Origin of the sequence: Photorhabdus luminescens subsp. luminescens (assembly GCF_001083805.1) — a bacterium.
GTDB lineage: Bacteria > Pseudomonadota > Gammaproteobacteria > Enterobacterales > Enterobacteriaceae > Photorhabdus > Photorhabdus luminescens.
The window spans coordinates 254533-267063 of the sequence record NZ_JXSK01000006.1 but is presented as its reverse complement, the minus strand read 5'-3'; the positions used below and the strand labels follow the sequence as shown (position 1 = coordinate 267063).

10 protein-coding genes and 2 pseudogenes are annotated in these 12531 nt (G+C 47.4%); 6 read left to right on the top strand and 6 right to left on the bottom strand.

Annotated elements, in window-relative coordinates:
- Window positions 1-72 precede the first annotated feature (72 nt).
- The 6 genes and pseudogenes from TI10_RS15760 to TI10_RS15730 form a co-directional block, all read right to left on the bottom strand.
- Window positions 73-1395 (bottom strand): MFS transporter, encoded by a 1323-nt coding sequence (locus TI10_RS15760; RefSeq protein ID WP_049584364.1) that lies wholly within the window; start codon window positions 1393-1395, stop codon window positions 73-75.
- Between the two features lie 268 nt (window positions 1396-1663).
- Window positions 1664-3199 carry an NAD(P)/FAD-dependent oxidoreductase gene (locus tag TI10_RS15755; protein ID WP_244161616.1) on the bottom strand — a complete coding sequence of 512 codons (1536 nt, stop codon included), beginning with the start codon at window positions 3197-3199 and terminating at the stop codon, window positions 1664-1666.
- A 64-nt stretch (window positions 3200-3263) separates the two neighbouring features.
- Window positions 3264-3632 carry a DUF805 domain-containing protein gene (locus TI10_RS15750; protein ID WP_049584362.1) on the bottom strand — a complete coding sequence of 123 codons (369 nt, stop codon included), beginning with the start codon at window positions 3630-3632 and terminating at the stop codon, window positions 3264-3266.
- 33 nt (window positions 3633-3665) lie between these two features.
- A pseudogene (locus TI10_RS15745) lies at window positions 3666-4930 on the bottom strand (4-aminobutyrate--2-oxoglutarate transaminase).
- A 268-nt stretch (window positions 4931-5198) separates the two neighbouring features.
- Window positions 5199-5942, bottom strand: coding sequence for a nuclear transport factor 2 family protein (locus TI10_RS15735; protein ID WP_244161615.1), 744 nt, complete (start codon window positions 5940-5942; stop codon window positions 5199-5201).
- Between the two features lie 45 nt (window positions 5943-5987).
- Window positions 5988-7418, bottom strand: a complete 1431-nt coding sequence (locus TI10_RS15730) for a gamma-aminobutyraldehyde dehydrogenase (RefSeq protein ID WP_049584359.1) — start codon at window positions 7416-7418, stop codon at window positions 5988-5990.
- A gap of 154 nt (window positions 7419-7572) precedes the next feature.
- On the opposite strand from TI10_RS15730, the gene TI10_RS15725 reads away from it, so the two are divergent.
- The 6 genes and pseudogenes from TI10_RS15725 (at window position 7573) to TI10_RS15705 (ending at window position 12518) form a co-directional block, all read left to right on the top strand.
- Window positions 7573-7995 carry a hypothetical protein gene (locus tag TI10_RS15725; RefSeq protein WP_049584358.1) on the top strand — a complete coding sequence of 141 codons (423 nt, stop codon included), beginning with the start codon at window positions 7573-7575 and terminating at the stop codon, window positions 7993-7995.
- A 9-nt stretch (window positions 7996-8004) separates the two neighbouring features.
- A pseudogene (locus tag TI10_RS26685) lies at window positions 8005-8070 on the top strand (hypothetical protein); the annotation flags it as partial.
- Between the two features lie 101 nt (window positions 8071-8171).
- Window positions 8172-9110 carry an Rpn family recombination-promoting nuclease/putative transposase gene (locus tag TI10_RS15720; protein ID WP_049584357.1) on the top strand — a complete coding sequence of 313 codons (939 nt, stop codon included), beginning with the start codon at window positions 8172-8174 and terminating at the stop codon, window positions 9108-9110.
- Between the two features lie 145 nt (window positions 9111-9255).
- Window positions 9256-10182 carry an Rpn family recombination-promoting nuclease/putative transposase gene (locus TI10_RS15715; protein ID WP_049584356.1) on the top strand — a complete coding sequence of 309 codons (927 nt, stop codon included), beginning with the start codon at window positions 9256-9258 and terminating at the stop codon, window positions 10180-10182.
- A gap of 145 nt (window positions 10183-10327) precedes the next feature.
- Entirely contained in the window at window positions 10328-11374 is a 1047-nt protein-coding gene (locus TI10_RS15710) for an Rpn family recombination-promoting nuclease/putative transposase (protein ID WP_049584355.1), read from the top strand.
- 145 nt (window positions 11375-11519) lie between these two features.
- Complete coding sequence (locus TI10_RS15705; protein WP_049584354.1) at window positions 11520-12518, top strand: Rpn family recombination-promoting nuclease/putative transposase; 999 nt, start codon at window positions 11520-11522, stop codon at window positions 12516-12518.
- Window positions 12519-12531 lie beyond the last annotated feature (13 nt).

Genomic DNA, 12531 nt, shown 5'->3' with positions numbered 1-12531 from the left:
TTCAAAAATAACACGAATATTAATGCTAGTTATTTTTAATATATTAACCAATTGTTATTTTTATAAAATTATCTATTTATTCCTTCTATAACTCACATCCTTAAATGTTAATGATAAAGCAGCTAAAATAGCGGGAATAGATAAAATGGCAAAAATACTACTGTAACTTAATTCAAGCTTGATCAGTTCTGCACCAAATAAAGCGCCAAAAATCCCACCGAATCTACCAAATCCTAACATCCAGGCAACACCCGTTCCCCTACAATGGGTAGGATAAAATTGTGCGACGATTGCCCCCATCGACCCCTGAGCGCCATTTAGCGCCATCCCCGCAAGAAATATCAGAATACTCAATAATAATACATTTTCTTCCTGACCAATAAAAAAGACCAAAATACCCGTTAGAGCATAATTAGTTGCAACCACTTTATGAGGATTAATTCGATCCATTAACCAACCGGAAAAAACCGTACTTATTACTCCCCCAAAAGGAAATAATGCTGTCAGTATTGCCGCCATGCTAATACTGAAACCAACATCATTCATTAAAAATGGCATCCAACTTGTCAGAACATAAAAAACCAATGCTCCCATGCAATAAGTTATCCATAACATTATAGTACCAAGTAAGAATCGATTGGATAAAACCGTTTTGATTGATGATTCATGTATAATTTCTTCTTCATCAAAGGTAAACTTATTTATATCATTTAAAGTATTGCCGGTCATTTTAGATAAAATTCGTCTTATATTACCTTCTTCTCCCCCTTTCAAAACCAGATATCTAAGTGATTCAGGTAATAGAGAAAAGAGAAATAGAGATAAAAATAACGGCAAAATACCACCTAAAATCAAAACTCCCTGCCAACCAAAATGTGGAATAATCCATGCAGAAATTACCCCGCCTACCGATGCGCCAACAAGAAAACCACAAAAAACAATATTGATTAACAAAGATCGCCGATTCTCTGGCGCATATTCAGATATTAAAGTTATTGCATTTGACATTGCCGCCCCAAGACCTAACCCCGTCAAAAAACGCAAAATAGTTAATGTCTGTATTGAATCTGCAACAGCGGTAGCAAGACTTAACAGGCCAAAAACTGTGACGGATATTGTCAACACTGACTTTCGACCAAACCGATCTGCAAGTGGACCGGCAAAAATCGAACCCAACGATAACCCAACAAGAGCGGCACCCATCGTCGGCCCAAGAACAGCGCCCTCTACTTTAAAATCATCGATCACTGCTGATGCAATATACCCCATTAATACCGTGTCAAAACCATCAATAACAACAATTAAGAAACAGAGAATTAATACTTGCCATTGAACTTTCGAAAACTTTTGATTATCAATAATATGTTGGATACTCACTGTTTTAATGCTATTCACCTTGAACCACCAATGCCAAGAAATTCACCATCCTTAATTATAAAGATAAATTATCCGCTTAATAATAGATATAAAGAAAATTTATTTTTAATGTTTTCTGTATTACTTTTATTTACGTTAACATTATCACAATAAAAAATAATTGACGTTATTATTTTCAATTTATAACATTCCCATGAAATATTTCCATTGACTGACAGACATATCTTCACTTGAAAATATCTGTCCTCTGTCCTCTGTCCTCTGTCCTCTGTCCTCTGTCCTCTGTTCAGAACGAAACCATATCTGCCGGATTAAACGTACTTATTACTCCCAAAACCCCCTTAGCCAACGGAATGGCTACCGGAGAGAGATAGGAACCCAACGGGAGATTCACGTGGTCAATGCGGGTAAGCATGGTAAAGTCGTCATTGCGTCTGGTAAGATCGTCGCTGATAGCTTTGCCAATGCGCACCGTCTGCGCCACTCCATGACCACTCCAACCATGTACCATATACACGGGTACTCTGTCACCGCTCTTGCGGGCATCAATGGCGCCGTTCAGGGTCAGATCGCTGATCCCGCCCCAAGAATATTCCAGTTCGGCTTTTTCCAACTGCGGGAACACGGTTCTGATTCGCTCAAGCAGATAGTTGTTCACATCACGCGGCGACCAAGAGTTGCCAGTACCCTGTCCACCGAACAGCAGGCGGTTGTTGCGCACCGCACGATAGTAATCAACTTGTAACTGTGTATCGTAGACCGGCAGATCTGACGGGATCAGCTCTTTGACATCCACTGGCAACGGCGGCGTTACCGCCACGTAGGAGAAAAAAGGCATCGTAGTGGAAGGGCCGGAGATAAACTCACCCGTGGAGACATGCACACCCAATACCACAGCTTTACTTGCCCTGATAATCCCCCGCTCAGTTTCTACGACTGTGCCGCCAGCATCCTGCTTGATGCTCTTCACTTTCGTGCTGTCATAGATTCGCCCGCCCAGTCTGGCGAAACCATAAACCAGACCACGCAACAGCGCCAGAGGTTGGACCTGCCCGCCGATACTGTCGATATTTGCTCCGTGGTAGATGCCCGAACGCACATACTCTTCCTGCAATTCGTGCGGTCCGATAACCTTCATCGCCGTATCTCCCAACTGGCGCCGGGCATCGGCATTAGCCACCAACGGCCCCATATGGCCTGCGTGCACCGCAGCAGTGACATGACCATATTTGCGATCACATTCGAAACTATAACGCTCACGGAGTTCATCCACGAGATTCATCGCTTCAATAGATGCAAAACGCCATAAGCGTTTAGCCTCATCGAATGAAAGTTTTTCCAGAACGGTTTTAGCTTCCCAACGTGCAAACCCAGGGGTCATCTGTCCCCCGTTGCGGCCAGAAGCTCCTGAACCAATGTTATCCTTTTCAACCAGAATCACGTCCACTCCCGCCTCAGCAAGATGCAATGCCGTGGAAGCGCCCAGCAACCCACCGCCGATAACCACAACCTCACAGTTCTGGTCTCCAGGCAAGCTTCCAAAAGCCGGCCAGTCAGCCAAAGAAGCTTCATAATAGTTGGCTGGCATGGCGTCAGCAGCAGCGTCTTTATGCCAGCTCCAGATGCGCGGATCCAACCCCAACCGGCTAGCTCTATGCTGCGCATCCTGCAACAGTGTCGGCCGGAGCTTATCAACATTGATGGCCGAAGCATCAGCCTCGGTTAAAGTCCGGGCGAGCAGGGATAAGTTGGGAAGTATGGATGAAAGCACTCCCGCCCCGGCGAGCGTCGCGACGGTAGCAATAAAGTCTCTTCTATTCATTATCATTTCAGTACTCCTGTCGTGATCTTGAAATCCACCCGCTGGCCTGGTCTGGAGAGTTTCCCTATGAGTGAGTTTGGCTATCTGAGTTGTATTTATTGCCGCCAGAGCTCCCTTTCAGACCAGCGAGAATCAGCAGAATAACAGTGCCGATACACGGTATGAGATGCAGCAATAACCACCAAGCGCTACAGTTGATGTCGTGTAGGCGGCGGGCATTCACTGCTAACGTGGGCAAAAACGTGAGCAACAAATAGACAGCGCTGAACCAGCCCATATAAACTTCAGGATTGGCAACGGCAAAGTATCTTTCAAGGAAAGAGATAATAAATACAGCCAGGATCTGGAACAGAACGAAGCACCAGAACTCCTTACGCCCGGCTCGCCCTCTGAAGCATGCATAGTTCTTTAATACCTTTAAATACCAGCACATTGTTATCCCCTCTTGTGAGGCAGCAGGTTCTATCTACTGTCCTGTCAGATCGAGCAGCACAGACTCCAGAATGTTGAGCGCTTCATTAAAAACGTTATCTTGTATGGTCAGCGGCGGAAGGAAACGGATCACGTTGCCGTGTATACCGCACATCAACAGGATCAGACCACGCTCCAGCGCTTTCTGACGTACCGCGTTGGTAAAGCTGGCATCGGGTTCCTGACTGTCCACATGGTTAAACTCCACCGCAATCATCAGCCCAAGCCCACGCACGTCGGCGATCTGCGGGACACGTGGTCGCAGTTCATGCAGACGCTGTTTTAGCTGGTCTCCCAACTGCGTCGCCCGCGCATTCAGCTTTTCTTCTTCGATCACATCTAGCACCGCATGGGCGGCCGCAATCGCCACTGGATTACCACCATAAGTTCCCCCAGACCACCGGGCACTACAGCGTCCATCAACTCTGCACGTCCCGTTACAGCCGCCAGCGGCAAACCGCCCGCCAGACCTTTCGCCATCGTGGTCAGATCGGCAACAACCTCATGATGCTCCATAGCAAACAGTTTGCCAGTATGCGCGAAACCGGTCTGGATCTCATCGGCGATAAGTACAATGCCGTAGCAATCGGCGATCTCACGCAAAGCTTTGAGCAGCTCGGGAGGAGCAGGATAGAAACCACCTTCGCCCTGTACCGGTTCGATGATGATGGCAGCAACGCGCGTGGGCTCAATATCAACTTTAAAGAGATTTTCCAGCGCATTCAGCGTTTGTTCCACACTAATGCCATGCAACCCGATCGGAAACGGAACACGGTAAACATCACTAACCAGCGGGCCGAACCCCATTTTGTACGGTGCAACTTTGCCGGTTAATGACATACCGAGGAAGGTACGGCCATGAAAAGCGCCGCTGAAAGCTACCACGCCACTGCGCCCGGTAGCGGCACGCGCGATCTTCACTGCATTTTCCACCGCCTCGGCCCCGGTAGTGACAAAGACGGTCTTCTTCGCAAAATTACCAGGCACCAAGCGGTTCAGACGTTCGGCCAGCGCCACATAATTTTCGTAGGGCACCACCTGATGACAGGTGTGGGTAAACTGTTCCAGTTGTTCTCTGGCTGCCGCGATAACGCGCGGATGGCGATGACCGGTATTCACCACGGCGATACCGGCGGCAAAATCGATATAACGCTGCCCTTGAACGTCCCAAATTTCAGCGTTTTCCGCACGCTCCGCATAGATTTGTGTGGTCACGCCCACGCCTTTTGCAATAGCCGCGCTGCGTCTTTTGGCTAACATAGATTCAGTCATAAATGAAACCTCCTCAGCAATCTGAAATAAACGGGCTTCAACAGACAGACGCCCGATGTGAATAGCTCCCAGAGCTGGTAGAGCATCGCGACCACAAGCTTCGCGCTGTGACCGATCACTGCACAGTGAGATTCGCTGAAATCCGCCAGTTCACCTGAAGCCATCAACCGCAACAGGTAATATTTCTGCATTGTCTCAACGGGAACCTGACATACGAAGCTGCCGCCATGACATCCGCGCCGGGTATCGATCAACGCTAAAAAATACCGTGGCGATGCAGCGCTTTTGCGTCCTCCGGTACCGGGGTGATAGCATCCCAAAGTTCAGCCACTTTGCCGTTCTCAATGCGCCATAGCTCGAAGTAGCTGTGACGCATTCCGGCGATACTCCCCTCCGAATGAGTCAGAACAAACTGCCCATCAGCTACTGTACGGTGAATTTTAGTGTAATGCAGACCTTGCCCCTCATCCCTAAGTTGCTTAAGAAACGAGGTGACTGCTGCCGTACCATCGGGAATATCGGGGCTGTGCTGGTGAAACAATTCACCATTCGTGTAGTTTCCAAACTCTTCGTAGTGACCCTCGATCAGGGTACGTGTAAAAAAGTTGACCACCAGCTCGCGATTCTTCTCTCGGTCATGGTCATGGCCTGCTTCAGTCGGGCCGTCTAACTGAGTCCGGCCACTGGCGTTGGGTGCAGCCTGCGGCGCCAGGCCGTCCCAGTGCTCTACGATTAAGCCGTCGGCAACCCGATACAGATCGAAACCGACTAACGGCCAATCATCTAATCCCGTAAAACGACCGTGGATGGCGACCAGATCACCATCTTGCAGTACACGATACGTTTCGTGGCGCAGTTCAGGATGTGTCCAGACCAGCTCACGCAATCCGGCAAGACCATCTTTGACCAACGGGGAATGTTCGATGAAATGCGGCGCAAAATAACGCTCAAGCGCCCCTACATCACGGTCAGTAAACAGCTCATGGTGCGCACGCGACACCAAGTCGCGTGGAGATCTATTCTGAATCATTACGGATGTCCTGTGTCAGTCGTTGGAACTCATCACGTGTTTGATACGCGTATATTCATCGAAGCCATAAGCCGACAGATCTTTACCATATCCAGAGCTCTTGAAGCCGCCGTGCGGCGCTTCTGCCGTAAGAGGAATATGGGTGTTAATCCAGACGGTACCGGAATCGAGTTCACGTGATAGGCGCAACGCGCGGCTATGGTCGCGAGTCCAGACACTGGCGGCCAATCCATATTTCACGTCGTTAGCTTTCTCTATGGCATCCTGTTCATCGCGGAACTTCTGCACCGTGATAACCGGGCCGAAAATCTCAGTCTGGATTGCTTCGTCGTGCTGTTCCAGACCGGTAATTACCGTAGGTTCAAAGTAATAACCCGAACGTTCGGCCTGACGGCCTCCTGTTTCGATACAGGCATGAGCGGGCAAACGCGCAATAAACCCTTTGACCTGCTCCAACTGACGAGCATTATTGAGCGGCCCATACAGCGCCTCTTTATCTTCCGGAGAGCCAAAGCGGGTAGCTTTAGCTGCCGCCGCCAGTTTGGCGACAAAGGTATCGTAAACAGACTCATGCACCAGCACACGCGAGGCTGCCGTACAATCCTGACCCGCATTGAAATACCCCGCAGTAACAATGGTCTCCACCGCTTTGTCCATATCCGCATCGGCGAAAACAACCACTGGCGCTTTGCCGCCTAGCTCCAAATGCGCTCTGGTGAGATTAGCCGCCGCCGAAGAGGCAACCTGCAAACCTGCGCGCACGGAACCCGTGATGGAAACCATAGCTGGCGTTTTGTGTGAAACAACCAGAGCGCCCGCGCTGGCATTACCCAACACCACGTTGAATGCGCCTATAGGGAAGAACGGAGCGGCCAGTTCAGCCAGCAACAGAGTACTTTCCGGCGTGGTATCGCTCGGTTTGAGCACCACAGTATTCCCCGCTGCCAGCGCAGGCGCTATCTTCCATACTGCCATCATCAGCGGGTAGTTCCACGGCGTCACTTGCCCCACCACGCCTAGTGGTTCGCGCCGGATGCTGGTCGTCATATCAGGAAGATATTCAGCAGTCGCTTTACCTTCTAGAAAACGGGCGGCGCCAGCGAAGAAACGGATATGATCTACTGACGTCGCAACTTCCTCAGAGGCAATCAGATGCTTGAGCTGCCCCGTATTGCGGCTTTGCGCTTCGATCAGGCGCTCAGCGTTTTTTTCCACCGCATCGGCTAATGCCAGTAATGCTTTCTGACGTGCTGACGGTGTACTGCGCCGCCAGATCTTGGATGCCTCTTTAGCCGCTGCATAAGCTTCATCAACATCCGCTACAGTCGCGTTAGGAGAACGAGCATAAATTTCACCAGTGACCGGGCTTACTAGATCAAAATATTCGGAACCTTTAGATTCAACATACTGACTATTAATAAAATGCCTGAGCGTTGGTACCGCCATAAATCTCTCCCTAATGGATTGGATAATATAAAATATAACCTATAACTTAATATATTCAATTACTATATAGATGTTAATTTTTCAACTAAAAAATAAAAATAAAAGAGTAATTAGACACATAGATATAAATTTCGACTCTCCTGTTCAGGAAAATATGTCGTTTTGTGAGCAGGATCGAGAATTTTTTAACTGGAAGAAAAGATTCGGGGAATATTTCTCGGCAGGATTATTTACAATCGAGGCAATATCAATATTAAAAAAACAAAGTCTTATTGAAGAAATGATGATAAAAAAGTCAATGAAAAATATATCTTTATTCGCAGAAACTATATTTAGAGATTTGATATTATCTCATACAACAATTATTCCTCCTGGTACACAACTGGCAACTAACCAGAATACTGTTGTCATAATAATGGTTCAGAGTCTAAATCTCTTGATGTCCATAAAGTTTAAAGTGATATTGAATTTGATATTATTCACGACTTCTTTTAGTGAATTAATTGACACAGCTATTAATGGTAAGTTAAATCTCGATTTAGCAGCCAATTGGGAAACCAAAGATAATAAAGTGTAGTTATTTCATTTAAGAGAAAGAATAAAGTGGTCTGATGGTTATCCTATTACTGCCCATGATGTGGTTTTTAGTTAGCAACGTTTAATTGATCCCGGAGGTTGAGGTGAATAGCCCTCTATGTGAACATATGTGGGGTGTGTTAAAGTTAAACTTGGAGTTTTAGGATATGATGAACGATGAAGAAAAACACTACGCCTACATTGCATGATGCTATTTTTAAGCAGTTCTTGACACATCCAGATACTGCCAGGGATTTTCTGCAATTTCATCTACCGCCGGCGTTACTCAAAGTGTGTGATCTGGAAACGCTGCAACTGGCGTCAGGGAGTTTTATCGAAGACGATCTTCGACCGTACTACAGCGACGTGTTGTATTCGTTGAAAGCAGGTAAGGGTGACGGCTACGTATATTGTCTGATTGAGCATCAGAGTTCACCGGATAAGCATATGGCGTTTCGGCTGCTACGTTACGCGATCGCTGCGATGCAACGTCATCTTGATGCTGGTCATAAAACGTTACCTCTGGTGATACCGATATTGTTCTACCAAGGAAAAGTCAGTCCATATCCCTACTCAATGAGCTGGTTGCAGGAGTTTGATGATCCTGAGCTGGCCTGCAAACTCTACAGTAAAGATTTCCCGTTGGTGGATATCACCGTCATTGCCGACGACGAAATCATGAAGCACAGACGAGTGGCCGTGCTCGAGCTGCTACAGAAACATATTCGGCAGCGCGACCTGGCTGATTTGCTTGAGCAATTGGTCACATTATTGCTTGAAGGATACACCACTCAGGAACAACTGGTTTCTGTGATCAACTACATGTTGCAGGCGGGAGAATCCCACAACCCGACTGCTTTGTTGAATACTCTGGCATTACGCATGCCACAGCATGAGGAAGCTCTGATGACTATCGCTGAAAAACTGCGCCTTGAAGGCGAACAACGCGGGATTCAGAAAGGTATACAGCTGGGTGAACAGAAAGGTATACAGCTGGGTGAACAGAAAGGCCGTATTAAGATTGCCCGCACTATGTTGGCTAGTGGTCTTGATCGCACGACCGTTATGAAAATGACCGGTCTTTCCGAAGACGAACTGGCGCAAATTCGCCACTAATTCCGGCACCAGTAAGAATCCCATTAAGGGCGTTGGCTATAGCAGCTAACGCTTTTTTATTGGAAAGGTTAATAAAATAGCCCCCTATGTGAACATCTGTAGGGTGTGTTAAAGTTGAGCTTGGAGTTTTAAGATATGATGAACGATGAAGAAAAACACTACGCCTACATTGCATGATGCTATTTTTAAGCAGTTCTTGACACATCCGGATACCGCCAGGGATTTTCTGCAATTTCATCTACCGCCGGCGTTACTCAAAGTGTGTGATCTGGAAACGCTACAGCTGGCGTCAGGGAGTTTTATCGAAGACGATCTTCGACCATACTACAGCGACGTGTTGTATTCGTTGAAAGCAGGTAAGGGTGACGGCTACGTATATTGTCTGATTGAGCATCAGAGTTCACCGGACAAACATATGGCGTTTCGGCTGCTACGCTATGCGATCGCTGCGATGCAACGTCATCTTGATGCTGGTCATAAAACGCTACCTCTGGTAATACCGATATTATTCTACCAAGGAAAAGTCAGTCCATATCCCTACTCAATGAGCTGGTTGCAGGAGTTTGATGACCCTGAGCTAGCCAGCGAACTCTACAGTAAAGATTTCCCGTTGGTGGATATCACCGTCATTGCCGACGACGAAATCATGAAGCACAGACGAGTGGCCGTGCTCGAGCTGCTACAGAAACATATTCGGCAGCGCGACCTGGCTGATTTGCTTGAGCAATTGGTCACATTATTACTTGAAGGATACACTACTCAGGAACAACTGGTTTCTGTGATCAACTACATGTTGCAGGCGGGAGAATCCCACAACCCGGCTGCTTTGTTGAATACTCTGGCATTACGCGTGCCACAGCATGAGGAAGCTCTGATGACTATTGCTGAAAAACTGCGCCTTGAAGGCGAACAACGCGGGATTCAGAAAGGTATACAGCTGGGTGAACAGAAAGGCCGTAAAGAGGAAGCGATTAAGATTGCCCGCACTATGTTGGTTAATGGTCTTGATCGCACGACCGTTATGAAAATGACCGGTCTTTCCGAAGACGAACTGGCGCAAATTCGCCACTAATTCCGGCACCAGTAAGAATCCCATTAAGGGCGTTGGCTATAGCAGCTAACGCTTTTTTATTGGAAAGGTTAATAAAATAGCCCCCTATGTGAACATCTGTAGGGTGTGTTAAAGTTGAGCTTGGAGTTTTAGGATATGATGAACGATGAAGAAGAACACCACGCCTACATTGCATGATGCTATTTTTAAGCAGTTCTTGACACATCCGGATACCGCCAGGGATTTTCTGCAATTTCATCTACCGCCGGCGTTACTCAAAGTGTGTGATCTGGAAACGCTACAGCTGGCGTCAGGGAGTTTTATCGAAGACGATCTTCGACCGTACTACAGCGACGTGTTGTATTCGTTGAAAGCAGGTAAGGGTGACGGCTACGTGTATTGCCTGATTGAGCATCAGAGTTCACCGGATAAGCATATGGCGTTTCGGCTGCTACGTTACGCGATCGCTGCGATGCAACGTCATCTTGATGCTGGTCATAAAACGCTACCTCTGGTAATACCGATATTATTCTACCAAGGAAAAGTCAGTCCATATCCCTACTCAATGAGCTGGTTGCAGGAGTTTGATGACCCTGAGCTAGCCAGCGAACTCTACAGTAAAGATTTCCCGTTGGTGGATATCACCGTCATTGCCGACGACGAAATCATGAAGCACAGACGAGTGGCCGTGCTCGAGCTGCTACAGAAACATATTCGGCAGCGCGACCTGGCTGATTTGCTTGAGCAATTGGTCACATTATTACTTGAAGGATACACTACTCAGGAACAACTGGTTTCTGTGATCAACTACATGTTGCAGGCGGGAGAATCCCACGACCCGACTGCTTTGTTGAATACTCTGGCATTACGCATGCCACAGCATGAGGAAGCTCTGATGACTATCGCTGAAAAACTGCGCCTTGAAGGCGAACAACGCGGGATTCAGAAAGGTATACAGCTGGGTGAACAAAGAGGTATACAGCTGGGTGAACAGAAAGGTATACAGCTGGGTGTACAGAAAGGTATACAGCTGGGTGAACAGAGAGGTATACAGCTGGGTGTACAGAAAGGTATACAGCTGGGCGAACAAAAAGGCCGTAAAGAGGAAGCGATTAAGATTGCCCGCACTATGTTGGCTAATGGCCTTGATCGCACTACCGTTATGAAAATGACTGGCCTTTCCGAAGACGAACTGGCGCAAATTCGCCACTAATTTTGGCACCAGCAAGAATCCCATTAAGGGCGTTGGCTATAGCAGCTAACGCTTTTTTATTGGAAAGGTTAATAAAATAGCCCCCCATGTGAACATCTGTAGGGTGTGTTAAAGTTGAGCTTGGAGTTTTAGGATATGATGAACGATGAAGAAAAACACCACGCCTACATTGCATGATGCTATTTTTAAGCAGTTCTTGACACATCCGGATACCGCCAGGGATTTTCTGCAATTTCATCTACCACCGGCGCTACTCGAAGTGTGTGATCTGGAAACGCTGCAACTAGCGTCAGGAAGTTTTATCGAAGACGATCTTCGACCGTACTACAGTGACGTATTGTATTCGTTGAAAGCAGGTAAGGGTGATGGCTACGTGTATTGCCTGATTGAGCATCAGAGTTCACCGGATAAGCATATGGCGTTTCGGCTGCTACGCTATGCGATCGCTGCGATGCAACGTCATCTTGATGCTGGTCATAAAACGCTACCTCTGGTAATACCGATATTATTCTACCAAGGAAAAGTCAGTCCATATCCATATTCAATGAGCTGGTTGCAGGAGTTTGATGACCCTGAGCTGGCCAGCGAACTCTACAGTAAAGATTTCCCGCTGGTGGATATCACCGTCATTGCCGATGACGAAATCATGAAACACCGACGAATGGCCGTGCTTGAGCTGCTACAGAAACATATTCGGCAGCGCGACCTGGCTGATTTTCTTGAGCAATTGGTCACATTATTGCTTGAAGGATACACCACTCAGGAACAACTGGTTTCTGTGATAAACTACATGTTGCAGGCGGGAGAATCCCACGACCCGACTGCTTTGTTGAATACTCTGGCATTACGCATGCCACAGCATGAGGAAGCTCTGATGACTATCGCTGAAAAACTGCGCCTTGAAGGCGAACAACGCGGGATTCAGAAAGGTATACAGCTGGGTGAACAGAGAGGTATACAGCTGGGTGAACAGAAAGGTATACAGCTGGGTGTACAGAAAGGTATACAGCTGGGCGAACAAAAAGGCCGTAAAGAGGAAGCGATTAAGATTGCCCGCACTATGTTGGCTAGTGGTCTTGATCGCACGACCGTTATGAAAATGACCGGTCTTTCCGAAGACGAATTGGCGCAAATTCGCCACTAATTCTGGCACTAGT

What these genes read in the sequence shown, in the direction of transcription:
- TI10_RS15725 (WP_049584358.1), top strand. Translation starts at nt 7,573, where the DNA reads ATGTCGTTTTGTGAGCAGGATCGAGAATTTTTTAACTGGAAGAAAAGA.
- TI10_RS15730 (WP_049584359.1), bottom strand. Translation starts at nt 7,418, where the DNA reads ATGGCGGTACCAACGCTCAGGCATTTTATTAATAGTCAGTATGTTGAA.
- TI10_RS15755 (WP_244161616.1), bottom strand. Translation starts at nt 3,199, where the DNA reads ATGAATAGAAGAGACTTTATTGCTACCGTCGCGACGCTCGCCGGGGCG.
- TI10_RS15720 (WP_049584357.1), top strand. Translation starts at nt 8,172, where the DNA reads ATGAAGAAAAACACTACGCCTACATTGCATGATGCTATTTTTAAGCAG.
- TI10_RS15715 (WP_049584356.1), top strand. Translation starts at nt 9,256, where the DNA reads ATGAAGAAAAACACTACGCCTACATTGCATGATGCTATTTTTAAGCAG.
- TI10_RS15750 (WP_049584362.1), bottom strand. Translation starts at nt 3,632, where the DNA reads ATGTGCTGGTATTTAAAGGTATTAAAGAACTATGCATGCTTCAGAGGG.
- TI10_RS15710 (WP_049584355.1), top strand. Translation starts at nt 10,328, where the DNA reads ATGAAGAAGAACACCACGCCTACATTGCATGATGCTATTTTTAAGCAG.
- TI10_RS15705 (WP_049584354.1), top strand. Translation starts at nt 11,520, where the DNA reads ATGAAGAAAAACACCACGCCTACATTGCATGATGCTATTTTTAAGCAG.